General features: G+C 68.8%; 15 protein-coding genes and 1 tRNA gene. 11 read left to right on the top strand and 5 right to left on the bottom strand.

What is annotated here, in order from left to right:
* Together amaB and NL1_RS33085 are read left to right on the top strand one after the other, a co-directional pair.
* Positions 1 to 1339: L-piperidine-6-carboxylate dehydrogenase (gene amaB, locus NL1_RS33090; RefSeq protein ID WP_067848069.1), on the top strand; the 1339-nt coding region annotated here is incomplete at its 5' end.
* A gap of 63 nt (positions 1340 to 1402) precedes the next feature.
* Positions 1403 to 1476 (top strand) — tRNA-Met (locus tag NL1_RS33085).
* A gap of 65 nt (positions 1477 to 1541) precedes the next feature.
* Here the strand turns inward: NL1_RS33085 and NL1_RS33080 are convergent.
* On the bottom strand, positions 1542 to 1706 hold the full coding sequence (locus NL1_RS33080; RefSeq protein ID WP_156095157.1) for an SDR family oxidoreductase: 165 nt from the start codon (positions 1704 to 1706) through the stop codon (positions 1542 to 1544).
* Between the two features lie 86 nt (positions 1707 to 1792).
* Positions 1793 to 2362, bottom strand: a complete 570-nt coding sequence (locus NL1_RS33075; protein ID WP_067848075.1) for a DUF308 domain-containing protein — start codon at positions 2360 to 2362, stop codon at positions 1793 to 1795.
* A 188-nt stretch (positions 2363 to 2550) separates the two neighbouring features.
* On the opposite strand from NL1_RS33075, the gene NL1_RS33070 reads away from it, so the two are divergent.
* From NL1_RS33070 to NL1_RS33050, 5 genes are read left to right on the top strand one after another with little or no spacing between them, the layout of a single operon-like run.
* Positions 2551 to 3402, top strand: a complete 852-nt coding sequence (locus NL1_RS33070; protein ID WP_067848066.1) for an alpha/beta fold hydrolase — start codon at positions 2551 to 2553, stop codon at positions 3400 to 3402.
* Between the two features lie 34 nt (positions 3403 to 3436).
* Positions 3437 to 3883, top strand: a complete 447-nt coding sequence (locus tag NL1_RS33065; RefSeq protein WP_067848063.1) for a VOC family protein — start codon at positions 3437 to 3439, stop codon at positions 3881 to 3883.
* A 23-nt stretch (positions 3884 to 3906) separates the two neighbouring features.
* The gene (locus NL1_RS33060) at positions 3907 to 5457 is read left to right on the top strand and encodes a dihydrolipoyl dehydrogenase family protein (protein WP_084511304.1); all 1551 of its coding nucleotides are present in this window, start codon (positions 3907 to 3909) and stop codon (positions 5455 to 5457) included.
* A complete protein-coding gene (locus tag NL1_RS33055; protein ID WP_067848060.1) occupies positions 5454 to 6335 on the top strand; it encodes an aldo/keto reductase in 882 nt (293 codons plus the stop codon). Before NL1_RS33060 ends, NL1_RS33055 begins: the two co-directional genes overlap by 4 nt.
* On the top strand, positions 6332 to 7774 hold the full coding sequence (locus NL1_RS33050) for an aldehyde dehydrogenase (protein WP_067848057.1): 1443 nt from the start codon (positions 6332 to 6334) through the stop codon (positions 7772 to 7774). Before NL1_RS33055 ends, NL1_RS33050 begins: the two co-directional genes overlap by 4 nt.
* Positions 7775 to 7858: 84 nt before the next feature.
* On the opposite strand, the gene NL1_RS33045 is transcribed toward NL1_RS33050, so the two are convergent.
* Both NL1_RS33045 and NL1_RS33040 read right to left on the bottom strand, forming a co-directional pair.
* Positions 7859 to 8899, bottom strand: coding sequence for an alpha/beta fold hydrolase (locus tag NL1_RS33045; protein ID WP_067848054.1), 1041 nt, complete (start codon positions 8897 to 8899; stop codon positions 7859 to 7861).
* 87 nt (positions 8900 to 8986) lie between these two features.
* Entirely contained in the window at positions 8987 to 11701 is a 2715-nt protein-coding gene (locus tag NL1_RS33040) for an ATP-binding protein (protein WP_067848051.1), read from the bottom strand.
* 131 nt (positions 11702 to 11832) lie between these two features.
* On the opposite strand from NL1_RS33040, the gene NL1_RS33035 reads away from it, so the two are divergent.
* Together NL1_RS33035 and NL1_RS33030 are read left to right on the top strand one after the other, a co-directional pair.
* Entirely contained in the window at positions 11833 to 12261 is a 429-nt protein-coding gene (locus NL1_RS33035) for an SRPBCC family protein (protein WP_067848048.1), read from the top strand.
* Complete coding sequence (locus NL1_RS33030) at positions 12261 to 13205, top strand: alpha/beta fold hydrolase (protein ID WP_067848045.1); 945 nt, start codon at positions 12261 to 12263, stop codon at positions 13203 to 13205. Before NL1_RS33035 ends, NL1_RS33030 begins: the two co-directional genes overlap by 1 nt.
* A gap of 531 nt (positions 13206 to 13736) precedes the next feature.
* Here the strand turns inward: NL1_RS33030 and NL1_RS33025 are convergent.
* Positions 13737 to 17210 (bottom strand): indolepyruvate ferredoxin oxidoreductase family protein, encoded by a 3474-nt coding sequence (locus tag NL1_RS33025; RefSeq protein WP_067848072.1) that lies wholly within the window; start codon positions 17208 to 17210, stop codon positions 13737 to 13739.
* Between the two features lie 291 nt (positions 17211 to 17501).
* Between NL1_RS33025 and NL1_RS37990 the strand changes: the two genes are divergently transcribed.
* Together NL1_RS37990 and NL1_RS33020 are read left to right on the top strand one after the other, a co-directional pair.
* Entirely contained in the window at positions 17502 to 17804 is a 303-nt protein-coding gene (locus NL1_RS37990; protein WP_156095156.1) for a hypothetical protein, read from the top strand.
* Positions 17805 to 17976: 172 nt separating this feature from the next.
* Positions 17977 to 20043: sensor histidine kinase (locus NL1_RS33020; protein ID WP_067848042.1), on the top strand; the 2067-nt coding region annotated here is incomplete at its 3' end.

Raw genomic sequence — 20043 nt, 5'->3', positions numbered from 1 at the left:
CGCGGCGTTCGGCGCCTGGCGCACGGTCCCCGCGCCCGCCAGGGCCGCCGTGGTGCGCAGGCTCGCCGAATTGCTTACCGCGCACAAGTCCGAGCTGGCCCAGCTGGTCACCCTGGAGGCGGGCAAGATCGGCCCCGAGGCGGTCGGCGAGGTGCAGGAGATGATCGACATCTGCGAGTTCGCCATCGGACTCTCCCGCCAGCTGTACGGGCGCACCATGCCCTCCGAGCGGCCCGGCCACCGGCTGATGGAGACCTGGCATCCGCTCGGCGTCGTCGGCGTGATCTCGGCCTTCAACTTCCCCGTCGCGGTCTGGGCGTGGAACACCGCGATCGCGCTGGTGTGCGGCGACACGGTGGTGTGGAAGCCCTCCGAGACCACCCCGCTCACCGCGCTGGCCTGTCACACGCTGCTCCGCCGCGCCGCCGCCGACGTGGGCGCGGATCCGCAAGTGCACCAACTGATTCAGGGCGGCTCCGAGGTCGGCGCCCGGCTGGTGGACGACGAGCGGGTCACGCTGCTCAGCGCGACTGGCTCGGTGCGGATGGGCCGCATCGTCGCGCCGCGGGTGGCCGCGCGCTTCGGCCGCTGCCTGCTGGAACTCGGCGGGAACAACGGCGCCATCGTCACGCCCTCGGCCGATCTGGAGCTGGCCGCGCGCGCCATCGTGTTCGCGGCAGCGGGTACCGCGGGGCAGCGGTGCACGAGCCTGCGGCGGCTGATCGTGCACGCCGATGTGGCCGGGCCGCTGCTCGATCGGGTGTCGAACGCGTATCGCCAACTGCGCGTTGGCAATCCGCTCGACGACGGGGTGCTGGTCGGCCCGCTGATCAACGAATCCGCCCACGCGGGCATGCGAGCGGCGATCGAGCGCGCCCTCACCGACGGCGGCGAACTGATCTGCGGCGGCGAGCCGGTACCCGGCTTCGGCGAGCACGCCCACTACGTGCGCCCGGCCATCGTGCGGATGCCCGCGCAGACCGCCGTGGTGCGCGAGGAGACCTTCGCACCGATCCTCTACGTGCTGACCTACCACGACTTCGACCACGCCGTCGCGCTGCACAACGCGGTGCCGCAAGGACTTTCGTCCGCGATCTTCACCGGCGACCAGCGCGAGGCCGAACGCTTCCTCGCCGCCGACGGCTCCGACTGCGGCATCGCCAACGTCAACATCGGCACCTCCGGCGCCGAGATCGGCGGCGCGTTCGGCGGCGAGAAGAACACCGGCGGCGGCCGCGAATCCGGCTCGGACTCGTGGAAGGCCTACATGCGCCGCGCCACCAACACCGTCAACTACTCCGCCGAACTGCCCCTCGCCCAAGGCATCCAATTCGGCTGAAAACGCCTCCGACCAGCCGATTAGGCGCCACGCCCGCAGCATGTGTAATGTTGAGATTACCGACGCGGGGTGGAGCAGCTCGGTAGCTCGCTGGGCTCATAACCCAGAGGTCGCAGGTTCAAATCCTGTCCCCGCTACTAGAAAGCGGCTCGGAACCATCAGGTTCCGGGCCGTTTTCGCATTGGTTTGGCATCACGTTAGGTCAGGCACTCCTGTGGTCGGCGATGACCGCGACACCCATTCGGCCGCCGTCGACATCGATGACGGTGCCGTGGATGAAGGCGGCGTCGTCCGAGCCGAGGTAGACGGCGGCGGCCGCGATGGCGTCGGGTCGACCGGAGCGGCCGGCGGGAGTTCCGTGCATCATCGTTTCGCCCGGGTGCTCGACGGCTGGGTCCCAGGTCGCAGTCTCTGGGACATGGATCCTTCCTCGTCGAGTTGTCGAATGGTGGGTCAGCGGGTGGTGTGCTTCCAGGCCAGTAGTGCGGCCTGCGCGATGAAGAAGATGCCGCCGCCGGTGGCGTAGATGGCCAGGACGTCCAGGGATGGGGAGTCGCCGGTTGCCTGGGCGACGTAGGTCGCGCCGACCAGGAAGGACAGGCCGCCGGAGATCAGGGTCGGCCATTGCTTACCCAGTGTGGGGCCACGCCGGCGTAGACCGACGACCAGTTGGGCCGCGCCCGACAGGACGGCCCAGACACCGAATACGCCCAGTACCGCGGCCGCGCCGCCGGTGGTTCCGGCAACACCGAGGGCGATGGCGATGACAGTGCTGAGGGCGCCGTTGAGGGCTGTCACACGACGTTCCGCGCCTCGCGGAACCGCGAGGAAGTCGATCAGCGACGAGACGGCGTCGATCAGCGGGTAGGCGACCAGCAGTGTCACCGCGATGGCATCCAGGGTGTCGTGGGCGGCGGAGAAGGCGATCGCCCACGCGATCGCCAGCACGCCGCGGCTCAGGTACAGGCGGATCAGAGACGAACGCTCGGAATTCGAAACGGATGGTGCGGCAGTGGTGTTCATGAGCACCACACTCGCGCCGGGTCGGCCACCCGCGCATCCGTCAGCTGACGCTGACCGCGACGTAGGTCATCGGGCCGCGGTGGGGAGGTACGTCGGCACCAGCGTCAACTGACGGATGTGCCACCCGGACCCCGACGGCGACAGTGAATCGTACAACTCGCATCCACCTGCTCGAAGGACGAAATCTCATGGTCGACAACGGATATAACCGCAATCGGCGACGCCCGACCCGACTCCTCGGGGCACTCGTGGCCGGTATCGCGGGCGGCAGCCTCGCCGTCGCCTGCACCGCGAACACCGTCACCCACGCCGGCCCCAACGACGATGCGCCGCGACCGACCATCGTTCTGGAGCACGGCGCCTTCGCCGACGGATCCAGCTGGAACGATGTGATCGAGAAGCTCCGCGAGGACCGGTATCCCGTGGTAGCGGCGGCCAACCCGCTGCGCGGTCCCGCCAATGACGCCGCCGCGCTGCGCAGCCTGATCAGCCACATCGACGGGCCCGTCATCCTGGTCGGGCATTCCTACGGTGGGTCCGTCATCAGCGCGGCGGCAGCCGGAAACGACAAGGTCAAGGGCCTCGTCTATGTGGCGGCGTTCCTGCCCGCACCGGGCGAGACCGCTCTCGAACTGACCAATAGATACCCCGGCACGACGCTGCCCGGCACGTTGAATCCGGTGCCGTTCACCGCTGTCGACGGCAGCGTGGGGACCGATCTCTACATCCACCAGGACAAGTTCCGCGCCCAGTTCGCCGCCGATGTCCCCGAGGATCGCGCGGCGCTGATGGCAGCCACGCAGCGTCCGATCGCCCAATCCGCGCTCGAGGAAAAGGCCACGGTCGCGGCCTGGAACGAGAAGCCCAGCTGGGTCATCGCCACCACGAAGGACCTGAACATCCCGGTCGAGGCGCAGCGATTCATGGCCGACCGCGCCCACGCGAAGGTCACCGAGGTCGACGCCTCGCATTCGGTGGCCGTCTCGCATCCGGATGTGGTCGCCGATGTCATCGAACAGGCCGCCGCGGCAACGCACTGACCCGAAAAACCGACAACCACAGGAGAACAGGACCATGGATATGAAACTCGAAGTCGTCGTGCTGCCCGTCTCGAATGTCGATCGCGCCAAGGCGTTCTATGCCGGGCAACTCGGATTCCGGCTCGACGCGGACTTCACGGTGGACGACGGCTACCGCGTGATCCAGGTGACCCCGCCCGGCTCCGAGTGCTCGATCATCTTCGGAGCCGGAGTCACCGCCGCGACACCCGGAACACTGCACGGCCTGCACCTCATCGTCACCGATATCGATAAGGCCGTGGCCGAACTCACCGAACGCGGCGTCGCCGTCGACGGACCGTTCCGGGACGCGACCGGCGTCTTCCATCACGCCGGAACCGCCGATCGCATTGCGGGCGCGCATCCGGAGCGCCGCAGCTACGGCTCGTTCGCCGCCTTCCACGATCCGGATGGCAACGGCTGGTTCCTGCAGGAAGTCACTCAGCGCGCGCCCGGCCGCTGACCACACGCCCCCGAAAGCACATCATGTCTGACGAGAACATCCAGACCTACGACGTCATCGTCCTCGGGGCCGGACCGGTCGGCGAGAATGTCGCCGACCGCACCAGCGCCGCCGGACTCAGCACCGTCATCGTCGAATCCGAGCTGGTCGGCGGCGAATGCTCGTACTGGGCTTGCGAACCCAGCAAGGCGCTGCTGCGTCCCGCTCTGCTGCACGCCGAGGCCGCACGGTTCCCCGGCGTCGCGAACGCGGTCACCGGACCGCTCGATGCCCGCGCGGTCCTGAAACACCGCGACCGTATGGTCGCTGACTGGAACGACCAGGGACAGGTCGAATGGCTCGAATCCGCAGGCATCGCACTCATTCGCGGCCACGGTCGTCTCGACGGGGTCCGGCAGGTGACAGTCGAGACCCCGGACGGCGGCATCGTGCGATTGCGCGCCCGGCACGCGGTCGCGGTCTGCACCGGCACTCGGGCGGCCCTGCCGCCGCTGCCGGGACTGGATACGGTGCGGCCGTGGACCAGCCGCGAGGCCACCAGCGCCCCGGAGGTGCCGCGTCGGCTCGCCATCCTGGGCGCCGGGGTCGTCGCGGTCGAAATGGCCACGGCCTGGCGGGCACTCGGCGCCGAGGTCGTTCTCATCGCCCGGGAGCCGCGGCTGCTCACCCGCGTCGAACCGTTCGCCGCGGAGCTGGTGGCCGACCGGCTCCGGGCCGCGGGCGTCGAGCTGCGCTTCGGCTCCGGCATCGTGACTGCCGAGCGGGCGGGCGGCCCCGATGACGGCGTCCATCTGAGCCTGCACGACGGCGTCCGGATCGTCGTCGACGAACTGCTGCTCGCGACCGGCCGCGCACCCCGCACCGACGATATCGGCTTGGAGACAGTCGGTTTGGCCTCGGGCGACTGGTTCACCACCGATGACACCTTCACGGTGACCGCGGTCGAGGGCGAATGGCTGTATGCCGTCGGCGATGTCAATCGCCGTGCGTTGCTCACCCATCAGGGCAAGTACCAGGCGCGGATCGCGGGCACGGTCATCGCCGATCGGGCATCCGGCCGGGCGCTCGACACGTCCCTGTGGGGACGGCACGCCGGGACCGCCGATCTCGTTGCCGTCCCGCAGGTGGTGTTCACCGATCCGGAGATCGCCGCCGTCGGCCTCACCACCGAGGACGCGGCGCGGGCAGGCCGCACGGTCGATGTCGTCGACTACGACATCGGCCGGGTCGCGGGTGCGCTCCAGCAGGATCCGGACTATCGCGGGCAGGCGCGTATCCTCATCGATCCCGAACGTCGGGTGATCGTCGGCGCCACCTTCGCGGGCGCGGGCGTGGCCGAACTCTTGCATTCGGCCACCATCGCCATCACCGGAGAGATCACGCTGGACCGGCTCTGGCACGCGGTGCCCGCATTCCCGACCGTCAGCGAGGTGTGGTTGCGGCTGCTCGAGACCTATCGGGATCGCAGTGCGAAATCCCTGATCGTCGGAGATGCAGCGTCGTGTGAGCGTCGGAGATTACGTCATTCGACGCTCGCGGTCCGCGCTCGGCGGCCCCTAGCGTCGGAGCCATGACGACCACATTTCAGCTCGGAGGCGAACTCACAGTCAGCCGAATCGGTTATGGCACAATGCGATTGGCCCCACAGGAATCCGGGTTCGACACGTCGGTCTTCCACGTCTGGCGTGCGCCCGCCGACCGGCAGGCCGCCGTCGCGATCCTGCGCCGTGCGGTCGAGTCGGGGGTGAACCTCATCGACACCGCGGATGCCTACGCGCTCGGCGAAACCGAGGAACTGATCGCCGACGCCCTGGCCCCGTACCGCGACGACGTCGTCATTGCGACCAAGGTCGGTGCCGTGCACCCGACTCCGACCGAATGGCTACCGCTGGGGCACCCGGCCTATCTGCGTCAGCAGGCCGAACTCTGTTTGCGTCGATTGCGACTGGACCACATCGACCTGCTCCAACTGCACCGCATCGACCCGGCCTATCCGCTCGAGGATCAGGTCGGTGCACTCAGGCAGCTCGTCGACGCGGGCAAGGCACGCCACATCGGTCTGTCCGAGGTCAGCGTCGACCAGATCCGCGCGGCCGCGGATATCGTCCCCATCGCCAGCGTGCAGAACCTCTACAACCTCACCCACCGTGCGGCCGAGGACGTCGTGGAATACACCGCCTCGCGGGCCATTGCGTTTCTGCCGTGGTTCCCCGTGGCGGCCGGCGCGCACGCCGCGGCCACGGGCGCGCTGGCGGAAATCGCCGCCGAACTCGGCGCGACGCCGGTGCAGGTATCGCTGGCGTGGCTGCTGCACCGGTCACCGACGATGCTGCCGATTCCGGGCACCGCCTCCCTGTCTCACCTCGACGAGAATATTGCGGCAGCACGGATACAACTGTCCGACAACCAATTCGAACGGCTCTCGGCCATCACGGCGGGAGTGAGCGCATGATCACCTACGACCGGCTCTACATCGGCGGTTCGTGGACCGAACCCAGCGAACCGGCACTGCTGGAGATCCTCTCCCCGCACGATCGATCGCTCATCGGCGCGGCGGCACAGGCGCAACCCGCCGATGTGGACCGCGCGGTAGCGGCGGCGCACGCGGCCTTCGAAGACCGCGTGTGGCGCGACACCCCGCCCGCTGAGCGAATCGCGGTGCTGCGACGGTTCGACAAGCTGCGCGAGGCGGAGGCCGACCGGATCGCCGAGCTCATCACCGCCGAAAACGGCTCCGCCGCATGGTTCACCAAGGCCGGCCAGGCCGCTCTGACCCGCCAGGCGAATGCCTACCTCACCGCCGCCGAGAATTTCGACTGGGAGCGCACGCTCACCCCTTCGGAGCCGAATGCACACGTGCGCAGCGTGGTACGGCGCGAACCGGTCGGGGTTGTGGCGGCGGTGATCCCGTGGAATTCGCCCTTCTCCTCGGCGACATCGAAGCTGCTGCCCGCCTTGCTCACCGGAAATTCGGTGGTGCTGAAGGTATCTCCTGAGAACTCACTGAGCATGGGCCTGCTGGCCGAGCTGGTGGATCGCATCGGCCTTCCGGACGGGGTGATCAGTGTGCTACCCGCAGAACGAGATACGAGCGAATACCTGATCTCCCATCCGCGAGTGGACAAGATCGCGTTCACCGGCTCGACCGGGGCCGGTCGCCGGATCGCGAGCATCGCGGGCGAGCAGCTCAAACGGGTCAGTCTCGAACTGGGCGGCAAATCGGCGGCGGTGATCCTGCCCGACGCCGATCTGACCGCGGTGATGAACGGCCTGAAGTTCGGTTCGCTACTGAACAACGGCGAGTCCTGCATTGCCCAGACGAGGATCCTCGCCCCGAACTCCCGCTACGAGGAGGTGGTCGCGGCGCTGACGGCGCTGGTCGAGTCCTTGCCGGTCGGTGATCCGCGCGACCCGGAAACCTTCATCGGGCCGATGGTTCGCGGCGATCAGCAACAGCGGGTCCGCGATTACATCGAGATCGGTCTCGGCGAAGGCGCGCGCCTGGTCTGCGGTGGCCCGCAGCTTCCGCCCGGCCTTCGAGACGGCTTCTATGTCACGCCAACGGTTTTCGCCGACGTGATGCCAGCCATGCGCATCGCGCGGGAGGAGATCTTCGGCCCGGTCCTGGTCGTCATCGCCTACGACGACATCGACGACGCGATACGCATCGCCAACGACTCCGACTACGGGCTCTCCGGCGGCGTGTGGTCGGCGGACGAGGCCGCGGCGGTGGCCGTGGCCCGCCGGATCCGGACCGGTACGGTCACCATCAACGGTGCACCGGTGGGATTCGACGGGCCCTTCGGGGGCTTCAAGGCCAGTGGGATCGGCCGCGAATACGGCGCGGTGGGCCTGGGTCAATACACCGAATACCAGACGATCACCGTCTGACAGCGCTGGTAGACCTCGCAGAATCTGTCCTTCGAATGGCCCGCTGGGCCCGGCTGCGCTGCCGGGCCAGCGGTCTGTGCTTCGTCAGAGGTGGTCGGCGTCGATGATCGCCTGGGCGAACGGGCGTGGGGCCTCCTGCGGGACGTTGTGCCCGATGCCGTCGAGGACGCGGTGCTCATGTTTGCCGGTGTACTTGGCGGCGTAGGGCTTTCCGTCCTTGGCCGCGCCGTCGAAGTCGCTGCCGATGGTGATGGCGGGCACGGTGATGGCCGGTCCGGTGGCGAGTTGCTGTTCGTAGGCGTCATATTGCGGCTCGCCCGGGGCCAGACTCAAGCGCCACCGGTAGTTGGAGATGACGATGTCCACGTGGTCGGGATTGTCGAAGGCGGCGGCACTGCGGTCGTAGGTGGCGTCATCGAAATTCCATGCCGGAGAGGCACGTTGCCAGATCAGCTTGTTGAAGTCGTGCCGATTCCGGTCGTAACCCAGGCGGCCGCGCTCGGTGGCGAAGTAGTACTGGTACCACCAGCCGAGTTCGGCTTCGGGTGCCAGCGGCTGCTGCTGGGCCGCCTGCTGGGTGACGATGTATCCGCTCACCGCGACCATGGCCTTCACGCGCTGCGGCCACAGTGCGCCGATGATATCGACCGTGCGTGCGCCCCAGTCGAATCCGCCGAAGACGGCCTTATCGATGTGCAGGGCGTCCATGAAGTCGACGATGTCGCGTGCGATGGCCGACTGCTGTCCGTTGCGCACGGTCTGCGCGGACAGGAAGGTGGTCTCACCGTAGCCGCGCAGGAACGGGACCAGCACGCGGTAGCCGGACGCGGCCAGCAGTGGGCCGACATCGGCGTAGCTGTAGGCGTCGTACGGCCAGCCGTGCAGCAGGATCACGGGTTGCCCCGTGGCGGGCCCGAATTCGGCGTACGCGACATTGAGGACACCGGCGTCGACCTTCTTGATGGGGCCCAGGCTGGTGTTGGCTCCCGATCCCGCCCGCAGGGCCGCGCCCGGAGTGGTGGTCGTGGGCGTGGGGGCGGAGTCCGTGGAGCAGGCGCTGAGGGAAGCCGCGGCCAGGCCCGCAGCCAGCACTCCAGCGAAAAGTCGTCGTCGGTTGATGTTCATGTCATCGACGCTAGGCAGCGCACCGGCGCCGCCGCGTGCGTCGGATGACGTAATCGGTGTCGATCGGCCGCGCCTGCGGCCGGTTGATCAGCCTGCCGTTTCGTCCGAGGTGGGCAACAGCGCCGCGAGGTCACCGCGCGAACTGATGCCGAGCTTCGGGAAGATGCGGTGCAGGTGGGTGCTGACGGTCCGGTGCGACAGGTAGAGCCGTTGCCCGATCTCCCGGTTGGTCAGCCCCTGTGCCGCCAGTTGCGCGATGCTCAGCTCGTGCGGGGTGAGCTGGTCACGGGCGTCCGGGTCGCGATTCGGGCTCGATTCACCGGCGCTGCGCAGCTCCAGGCGGGCCCTTTCACTCCACGCGACGAAGCCGAGAGCGTCGAAAATCTCTCGGGCCGTGCGCAAATGGGTGCGGGATTCCACGACCCGGCGCTGCCGCCGCAGCCACTCGCCATAAGCCAGATGCAGGCGGCCGCGTTCGGCGGGCCAGCCGGTGAGATCCGCCTCCAGCGCGGCGGTGAACAGCTCCGCTGCCGCATCACCCGCGAGAACCGCTCGGGCGTAACGCATTCCGATGTGCAGGGCGGGCGACGGCGTGGATGCCGCCACTGGTTCGAGTTCGCGCAGCAGTTCCGCCATGGCGTCGCTTCGCCCGCAGCGCACCGCGGCCTCGGCGAGTTCGGTGAGGAAACTCGCGCGCCGCGTCAGCGAATACGCCGGGTCGCGCGGATTGTGAATACGGGCCAGATCGGTGAACGCATCATCGAATCGGCCCTCACCGAGTGCGATGAGCGCCCGGGTGAGCTGCACGGTGGCCAGCACGGGCCGCGCACCTGCGGCCAGTCCGACCCGTTCGGCCTCCGCTGTGAGCGCGGTGGCCTGCGTGTAGTCCCCTCGCAGGGCCGCGATTTCGGCCTGCACCGTGATGACGGTCGCATGCATGAACGGCTGCCCGGTCTCCAGGGCGAACGTCGCTGCCTCGGCCGCGACGGGCGCGGCGGCGGCGAGGTCACCGACCCGGGCCAGGCTCCAGGCCTGGATCGCGAGTGCCCGGGTCAGCAGCCCCAGTTGCCCGGCGGCACGGAATCCGGGTGCGGCCGCGCCCGCGAAGTGCGCTGCCAGGTCGAAAGCGCCGACCTGGTATGCCGCGCTACTGAGAAAGTGATCGGCTTCCGTATCGCGCCCCGTGCTCGTGGCCAGCACGCGCAGGTGGCCGAGGACCTGTTCGCCGCGTTCGAACGGGGCGATGATCGAGTCGATCGCGAGCTTGCGCGGGTCACCGTCGGGAATGCCGACAGTGTCGGCGACAGCGAGCACCGCGCGACGGATATCGGGTCCAGGTTCGGACCAGAAGCACCGCGCTGCCGCGGCCCACAGGATCCGCAGCGCGGCATCGGGAAATCCGTCGGCGGCGACGGAGGCCGCGAGCGCGGCCAGTTCACCGATGTGCGAAGGACTGTCGCGCATTCCGTCCTCGAACCCGCTGAGCACCCACTTCGCGGTCGCCTCCTGCTCGGCCGTGAGGGGGAGCATGCGCGCGGCGTCGACCAGCCTTTCGACCGTGTCGCGGTGACCGGAGTCGACGGCCAGTTCGGCCGCGCGCAGCAGACGATCCGCGCGTCGGCCGGGGGTGACGCTGAGGGCCGCGGCCCGCTCCAGCGCCGCGACCGCGCCGCCGCGGTGCCGGGACCGTTCGGCGGCGTTCTCGAGTGCCGCGGCGACGTCTTCGTCGGCGCCCGACGTACCCGCCGCCCGATGCCACACCTGGCGATCCGGCAACTCGGCGAGTGTTTCGGCGAGCGCCTGGTGCGCGCGGCGGCGTTCCTCGGCGGTCGCCGCAGCCACGAGGGCGGACCGAACCAGCGGATGGCGGAAAGTCACCGTGCCGGTACCGACGCCGATCAGCCGGGCCGCCACGGCGGGCGCGAGCACCTCGGATGTCACCGCATCTTCCAGGAGAATCCCTGTGGCATCGAGTGTTTCTGTGGCCGAGTCGCCGTCGTTGAGGGCCGCGACGAGCAACGCCGACCGGGTCGGCCCGGGCAGTGCGGCGCCGCGCGCCGAGAACGCCTGTTCGAGACGCTCGGTCAAGGGCAGTGCCGGGGCGGTGTCGGTGAGATCCGCTACGGCTGTCGGCAGTTCGGTCAGCGCCAGGGGGTTACCGTGGGCCTCGGTGAGTACTCGGTGGCGGAGCTTGGCGGGCAGGCCCGGTGCGATGTTGTCGAGCAGCGCGTTCGCGTCGTCATCGGGCAGCGGACCGAGCCGCATGACGGTCAGTCCGGCGTCGCGCAGCGGTGACGTCGTGGCGTCACGCAAAGTGGCCAGCATCGCGACGGGTTCGGAGTCGATGCGGCGCGCGACGAAGGCAAGCACCTCGGCGCTGGCGAGATCGAGCCAATGCACGTCCTCGGCGACAATCAGCACCGCCCGGTCGGCCGCCGTGTCGGCGAGCAGGGTCAGGGCGGCTAGTCCGACCAGGTGGACGCTCGGCTCGTCGGTGCTGTCCGACATGCCCAAAGCGGTCGTCAACCCCTCGAACTGACGCGCGGGCAGGGCATCGAACTCGCGACGCAGCGGGTACAGGAGCCGATGCAGTCCGGCGAAGACGAGATTGCTTTCGGCTTCCACCCCGGCGGTCCGCAGCACCCGTAGTCCAGCGGCGGCCGCGGCGGCGGCGGTCTGCTCGACCAGCGTCGACTTCCCGATGCCCGGTTCCCCCTCGATCAGGATGCCGCCCCGGTCGCCGGGGCCGTCCACGAGGGCGGACAGGTCTTTCAGTTCGGTGTCGCGTCCGAGCAACGACATGGCGCGGGATCCTCCTCCGGGCCCCGAGAGGATATGCGGGTCCCGCGGCGACCCTACCGAAACTGGATTACGTCAAGACAGCGTCATCTGACAGATTCGGCGCCCTGCCACCGGCGGCGAAGGTATTTTCCATGGCTACCGTTCGATTTCACCTGATGTCCACCCTGTCTCCCGCCGAAGTCGTGCACGTGCTCACCGACTTCGGACCCACCCGTCCCGAGGTGTGGCCGACCATCGACGCCGAACACTTCGTCGTCCACGAACGCGGCGAAACCTGGGCCGAGGTCACCGAGGGCACCGCCGCCGCATGGGAGCGCGCCCGCTACGAATGGGATCCAGCCGGCGACACCGTCATCATCACCACGCTGGATTCCAAGCTCTTCGGCGCGGGCGGCGGCTGGGTCTTCCGCATCACGCCCGACCTGCCCGGCTGCCGTGTCGATGTCGAACTGACCAGGACCCCGCAAGCGTTCAAGGGCAAGGTGCTGGCGGCACTGCTGCCGCTGGTCGGGCCGTCCTCGCTGCGCAAGTCCTTCGCCGCACCGCTGCGGGCCGCGTGATGTCGATATCCGTCGAGACCTCCGGCGCGCTCGCGCCCGGCACGCACGCCTTCGACTCCGACGGCGTCACCCAGCGGTACCACGTGTTCGGCAGTGGACCCGTCTGCCTGGCACATCCCGGCGGGCCGGGCATCCACTACGAGTACCTGCGTGTGCCCGAGCTGGAAGAGCACCTGACCATGGTGTACGTCGAGGCGCTCGGCACCGGCGAATCCGGTCGCCTGCCGATGCATCCGAACGGCTACACCCGGGAGCGCTACAGCATTGCGCTGCAACGGATCATCGATCATCTCGGCGTACCGAAGGTGTACCTGCTCGGCCACTCGCACGGCGCGTTCGTCGCCGCCTACCACGCGATCCACCGGCCGTCCGGACTCGCGGGGGTCATCCTGTACGAGGGTGCACCGGTGACCGGACCCGAACACGGCGCGGAAGCCGCGCGGCGGCTCCAGGAATTCGCCGCCGCGCACGCCGATCGGCCGGGGTTGAACGATGTGCTCGCGGCATTCGGCGCGATGCAAGATATTTCGAGCGATGCGCAGACCCTTGCCGTCGCCCGCGGCGTCTTGCCCTCATACCTCGCCGACTACTGGAGCGACGAACAGCGCTGGGCCTCGGTGCGAGATGCGTTGCGCGCCAGTTATATCTCGGGACTGGATGCGATCGGTGCTCCCGATCCGATCGATGACCGCGCCGATCTGCCCACGGTCACCGTCCCGGCGCTGGTTGTGGTGGGCCGCTTCGATGTCATCTGCGGACCGCGCTGGGGGCGGGAGTTGCACGACCTCATCCCCGGTTCGCGGCTGGTGATCCTGGAACGCAGTGGTCACCTGGGGCATCTGGAGGAACCCGAGCCTTTCGCCGACGCGGTCCGGAACTTCGCATTCTCCACACAATCCATGCCGTCGCCGAGTGACGGCGATCCCGAAAGGCTGACGAAATGAACCGGACGAAGTCCGAACAGCGCCCTATCGCAGAGCTTTTCGTCTGCGGCCCGGTTGCGATGCTGATCTGGTCGGAGATCGCCGTGCTGCACGGTCGTGGACCGTCTGCGCGGGAGCTCATGGGTTAGTGCGGCAGCGCGCCGTCTGCGGCATCGACGGCCGCATCTCCCGCTACCGCAGCGAACCCGACCGCTGCGGGACCCGCCCCGCTCCTGATCCGGCGGCGGCCCCAAGACGGTCAACGGTGACACCGTCACCTCGACGTGGACCCCGAATTCCACCGGGACCCACGTCCTCACGGCCAAGCTGGTCGTCGGCGACTACGAGGAGACCAGCGTCATCATCCAGGTGCGCAACGGCATCAATCTGGGAAGCGCCTGCCTGGTGCAGTGATATCGGTGCGACCGGGCATCGCGCCTCGGATCCTCAGCGGACAGAGCTGGTCGACCGCCAGTGTTTGTCGTGGGCCATCGTCGGGATCCGTGCCCGGCGGGTCCGAGACCGGGCACGGATTCCATGGTCGTCGCAGCCTCAGATCCGGGGCGGCTCGATGCCGAGTTCGCGCAACTGCTCCGCGTAGGTCGCGACATTGGCGAGCTTGATGTCCTCGTAGCCGCGCACCACGTCGGTGAGGGCCGCCGCGCGGACGGCTCGGTCGTAGCCCGCGGCGTCCAGCGTGTTGGCCAGATCGGTCACCATGCCGACGTAGTGCGCACGCAGTTCGCGCTCGACGCGGCGCAGGTGCACGTAGCCGAAGGGGTCGAACTTGGTGCCGCGCAGGCGCTTTCCCTTGGCGAGCAGGCGCAGCGCGAGGTGGCTGCGCGGGCCCATGCCGATCTTCTTCTCCCGGCCGAGCGCACGCAGGATGGGTGGGTGCAGGCGGTAGGTGAGGTTCGCGCCGTCGGGCACCTGGGCGGCGACTTCGGCGAGGAATGCCGGGTCGGTCAGCTGCCGCGCCACCTCGTACTCGTCCTTGTACGCGGTGAACTTGTACAGCCCGCGCGCTACCTGCTCGCTGAACTCGGTGCGGTCGGTGACCCGCCGTTCGGTGTCCCAGATGTGCCGCACGGTGCGTACGTAGTCGCGGGCCACCGTGACGCTCTGGAATCCGATCAGCTCGGCCGCACGCAGTTCCACCAGCCGCCGCGTCTCACCGGTCGCGGTCAGCCCGTCGAACAGATCCGCGGGCACCGCCACTCGCGCGGGCTCGGGCGCGGTGCGCACGGTGGCGGCGGCGAACTCCGCGGGCCGCGCGATCGCGAGCCTGCCCCAGCGGAAGGCCGCGATATTGGCGGCGACGGCGACTCCGTTGATCTCGATGGCCTCCTCGATCGACGCCGCGGGCAGCCGCAGTCCCCCGCTCTGGTGCGCCGCGCCGACCAGCAGGAAGTTGGCGGCCGCGGTGTTGCCGAAGAGCGTCTCGGCGGCGGCGAGCGCGTCGAAGGAACCCGCCACCCTGGCCGCCCGCGCCAGGCGGGCCAGCAGCGTCGCCTCGTCCGGGTAGGCGACGGACTTGTCGTAGACCATGTCTCCGGTCGGGGTCTTGCTGGTCGAGGCCACCGCGACGGTCGCGGTCGGCGAACCGTAGGCGAGGTTCTTGTTGTCGGTCGCGGCGAGCAGATCGAAGGCGATGATGCAGTCCGCGGAACCGGGGGCGAGCCGGTTGGCGGGCTCCAGCGCGTCCGCCGCGAACCGCAGGTGCGACACGACCGGTCCGGCCTTCTGGCTCAGGCCGATCTGATCGAGACTGGCGACGTCGTATCCGGCGCGCAGCGCGGCGGTGGCCAGCACCTGGTTCACGGTCACGATGCCGGTGCCGCCGATTCCGGCGAGGAAGACGTTCTGCGTGCCGGTCAGCTCCTCGAACGCGAGCTCGGGCAGCCGCGGCGGCTCCGGGCGGCGAACCTCCTTGCGCCGCTTCCGATTCGCCGGGTCGGGCAGCTCCACGGTGACGAAGGAGGGGCAGTCGCCGTCCAGGCAGCTGTAGTCGGTGTTGCACGAGGTCTGATCGATGCGCGTCTTGCGGCCGAACTCGGTGTCGACCGGCTGCACCGAAAGGCAGTTGCTCTTGACGCCGCAATCACCGCAGCCCTCGCAGACCGCCTCGTTGATGATCACCCTGGTCCGCCGCACCGGCAGCGCGCCGCGCTTGCGCTTGCGACGCGCGTCGGCCGCGCAGTGCTGGTCGTAGATGAGCACGGTCACGCCGGGAATCTCGCGCAGCATGCGCTGGGCCTCGTCGAGCCGGTCGCGGTGCCACAGCAGGGTGCCAGGCGCGAGATCGCGCTTGCGGTAGCGCTTGGGCTCGTCGGCGCAGACGATGATGCGCCGCACGCCCTCGACGCTGAGCTTGTGGGTGAGCTTCGGTACGCCGAGCGAGCCTTCCGCGTCTTGCGCGCCGGTCATCGCGACGACGTCGTTGTGCAGCAGCTTGAAGGTGATGTTCACCCCGGCGGCGACGCAGGCCTGGACCGCCAATTGGCCGGAGTGGAAATAGGTTCCGTCGCCGATGTTCTGGAACAGGTGGCCCACGTCGGTGAACGGCGCCTGCCCGATCCACTGCGAGCCTTCACCGCCCATCTGGGTCAGGCCGGTGACCGCGCTGTCGGTGCGGCCGGACATGGTCACCATGGTGTGGCAGCCGATGCCGCCGCCGGCGAGCGAGCCCTCCGGCACCGCGGTGGAGCGGTTGTGCGGGCAGCCGCTACAGAAGTACGCGGCACGCTTGGCGGGCAGCACCGAAAGCGACAGCGGCTGCGGCAGCGGACTTTTCATCTCCAGATACCCGGCGAGCGCCCGGCGCAGCGGACCGGCGATCCGGCCGGAGGTGAGCTCGCCGTTCGGGCTGAACAGCGTGCGCCCCTCGGCGTCGGCCTTGCCGAGGATCTCCGGCGCACCCGCGCGGCCGTAGAGGATCTCGCGGATCTGCGTCTCGACGAACGCGGTCTTGTCCTCCACCACCACGATCCGCTCCAGCCCGTCGGCGAACTGCCGGACGCGTTCGGGTGCGATCGGATACGGCATGCCGATGCGCAGCAGGCGGACACCGGCCCGCGACAGCGCGGCGTCGTCCACGCCGAGATCGAGCAGGGCCTGGCGCACCGCGTCGAAGGTGGTTCCGGTGGCGGCGATGCCGATCCTGGCGTGCGCCGGATTCACCTCGATCACGTCCAGCTCGTTGACCGTGCTGTAGGCCTTCACCAGTTCCCAGCGCGGCCCGTACAGGTCCGCCTCGGCGATGACGCTGTCGGTCGGCGCCGCCATGGGACGCTGCAGATAGGTGAAGGGCCTGCCGTCCCAGTCGATCTCGGGCACGGTGATGGCGATGTCGCCGACCGAGCCGTCCACCGTCCAGGCGCCGTCGGCCACGTCGGCGACGATCTTCAGCGCCACCAGGCACCCGGAGGCTCGCGACAGCGCGACGCCGTGCAGCCCCATGGTGATGATCTCGCGCGCATTGCGGGGAAAGAGGACGGGGATATTCATTGCGGCCAGCGATCGTTCGCTCACCGCGGGCACGGTCGAGGATTTCGAGGCCGGATCGTCGCCGACCAGCAACAGCACCCCACCGCGTGCATTCGCGCCGTACATATTCGCGTGGCGCAACGCGTCGGTCGCGCGATCGAGCCCGGGACCCTTTCCGTACCAGACTCCGACCACGCCGTCGTGCGTCGCGTTGCCCGCGGGCAATTCCGCCTGACTCCCCCAGACCGAGGTGGCGGCGAGTTCCTCGTTCAGCCCGGGCACGAAGGAAATGTCGTGTTCGGCGAGCACGGTGGGCATTCCATTGAGCAGCTTGTCCACGCCGCCGAGCGGGCTGCCCTGATAGCCGGAGACGAAGGTGCCGACCCGCAGGCCCGCCCGCAGATCGCGCACGTGTTGTTCCACCAGCTGGCGCGCGATCGCCTGCACTCCGGTGAGCACGACGGCGCCGGAGCCGACTCGGTAGCGGTCGGCGAGGTCGTATGGCGCGGTGATCAGATCGCGGTCGGCGAGCTCGGTCATCGGTCCACCCATCCGCTCGGCGCCCGGTCAGGCGCTTCGCATCGTTGAGCACTTGGTGCCGACATACTGACCTGAAAGCGCTGAATGAACAATAGATGTTCTTTAAACTGAGCATTCTGCTCAATCATGGACATCCATTCTGGGCACACCCTATGCACGATGCGAGATCAATGTGACCGCGACCACGATTGACGGCAAACCGCCGATCGCGCGCCCGGTGCGCACCGGGGACAGGAAGATCCGCCATGCGGATGTCCGCAACCCCCTGTGACCCCACCGGAATCAGCGCAGGTGACCATCTCGATCACCGACAAGGCCTCGGACCCGGCGACCCGCCGCCATCGCCGCTTCGGGCGAGCACCGAACCCGCAGACGAAGCGCCGGATTCACCCGGCCATCTCGAACGTCACGGCGAACACACGACCCCGCGAACAGCATGAAATTTTCGCGAAATGCCCCGCGAAATGCATTGTGACCACGGCATTTCGATTGGTAGCGCTTGCGAATATGTCGTCTTATTACACGAACAACGCCACTTCCGATTACCCTGCTCAATGCTCGACGAAAGTTATTGCGTCGCCGTTCTTTCAGTGACCAGGGTAACTCGGGATACTCGGCGCCATGCCGGTTCTCGGCCTGGCACGGGCCGGTTCCGCACGGCGGCAGCGATGCCCAGAGGTAGGCAAGAACATCGGTGATAAGCAGCAGAATCCACCGCGTATTACCGACCGGAACGTGGTCCCGTCCCCTCGGCGTCCGAGCCAGGTTGCTGGCGATCGTCCTCATTCCGAGCGTGGCCCTGCTCGCGCTCGGCATCGGCGCCGCCGGGTACCTGGTGAAAACCGGTCGCACTGCGAAGAATTGGGCCGAGCTGGCGAGTGCCACCACCACCCCGGCGATCCTCATGATCGAGGCGTTCCAGGAGGAGCGCCGCGCCTCGCTGCTGCACCTGGCGGGTGACGCCGACGCGTCCAACATCCTGCCCGCCACACGCAAACATTCCGACGAGGCGCTGGACGCGCTGGGACTGCAGGGCGACGCCGTCTCCGAACTGCGTCCCGACCTGGCGGACAACATCGACGGCTACAACGTGCTCTACGAGCAGCTGCCCACGCTGCGCGGCGGCATCGACGCGCACGCCGTACCGTCTGCCCAGGTGTTCCTGGCCTTCAGCCGGATCATCGACACCATCGTGCTGGCATCGCTGCTGGCCGCCGAGGTGGCGCCGGACGCCGAGATCGCCGTCGACCTGTACAAAGCGGTGCACGCGCTGCGCGCGGCCGAAGCGGTATCGCGGGCCAGCACGCTCGGCTCGGCGGCGCTGATCTCCGAGCAGCTCACCCCCGAGCAGCTCAGCGAGTTCAGCCGCTACGTCGGCGACGGCCGCGGTGAGGTCGAGTACGCGACCACGGTGCTGTCCGGCAAGCGCCAGGCACAGCTACAGGAGATCACCGCGAGTCCCACCTGGCGGCAGCTGACCGCGATGGAGGACGCGATCATCCAGCGGGGCATCCGTACCGACGATTCCGAAAGCTCCAGCAGCTCCAGCAGCTCCAGCAACGACGGATCCGGCAGGCAGTCGACCTCCCGCACCACCCGCACGGCCGACACCCCGCCGCCGCTGCCGCTCGGCATCGGCGAATGGCAGCAGGTCGCCACCGCCGTGCGCTCGCAGCTGCTGAAGCTGTGGGAGGACCAGAGTCGCGACGCGCACCGCACCGCGGAGACCACCGGCATCCAGATCGCGCGCAACTCCCTCTACGGCGGCCTCGCCGTGCTGGTGCTGACGCTGCTCGCCTTCCTCGCCGCGCTGCTGCTGGCCAATCGCTTCATCGGCCGCATGAAGCGGTTGCGCCGCGACACACTGGAGCTGGCCGACGAACGCCTGCCCGAGACCATCCGCAGGCTCGGCGAGGGCAGCCAGATCGACCCGCAGGAGGTCGCGCGCCTGGACTACGGCGCCGACGAGCTCGGCCAGGTGGCCGACGCGTTCAACCGAGCCCACGTGGCGGCCGTGTCGGCCGCGGTCGCCGAGACGAAGACGCGGGCGGGCGTCGCCGCGGTCTTCCTCAACATCGCCCACCGCAGCCAGGTGATGGTGCATCGTCAGCTGGCGCTGCTGGACAAGGCCGAACGCGAGGAGGAGAACCCCGCCCGCCTCGACCTGCTCTTCCAGCTCGACCACCTGGCCACCAGGGCGCGGCGCAACGCCGAGAACCTCGTCATCCTCGGCGGCGAGCAACCGGGCCGCCGCTGGCGCAATCCGGTGCCGCTGATCGAGGTGGTGCGCAGCGCCGTCGCGGAAAGCCTGGACTACACCAGGATTCAGGCGGGCAAGCTGCCCGACGTGCGTATCACGGGCACCGCGGTGGCCGACCTGATCCACCTGATCGCGGAGCTGACCGACAACGCGACGGCCTTCTCCCCGCCGGAATCGCGGGTCGAGGTGACGGGCACGCTGGTCGGCAAGGGCGTGGCCGTCGAGATCATCGATCAGGGGCTCGGCATGCCGGAATCCGAACTGGCCGAACGCAATGCCGTGCTGGCGTCGCCGCCGGACTTCAGCGTCGCCACGCTCTCCAGCGATGCCAGGCTCGGCCTGTTCGTGGTCGGGAAACTGGCCGCGCGACACGGTATTTCGGTGCGGCTGACCGAATCCGACTACGGCGGGGTGCGGGCCATCGTGCTGGTACCGACCACGCTGATCGCCACCGGCCAGGAGCCCCTGCGCGGCAACCAGGCCGCCAAAGAACCGCACGCGTTGGCGAACAACGGGACGTTCAACGGCTTCGCCCCCGTCCCGGCCCTCGCCGCGCCGAGCCCCGTCGAGAGC

The sequence above is a fragment of the Nocardia lijiangensis NBRC 108240 genome, from assembly GCF_001613045.1.
GTDB classification, from domain to species: Bacteria; Actinomycetota; Actinomycetes; order Mycobacteriales; family Mycobacteriaceae; genus Nocardia; species Nocardia lijiangensis.
This window is presented reverse-complemented; position numbering and strand designations above follow the sequence as displayed.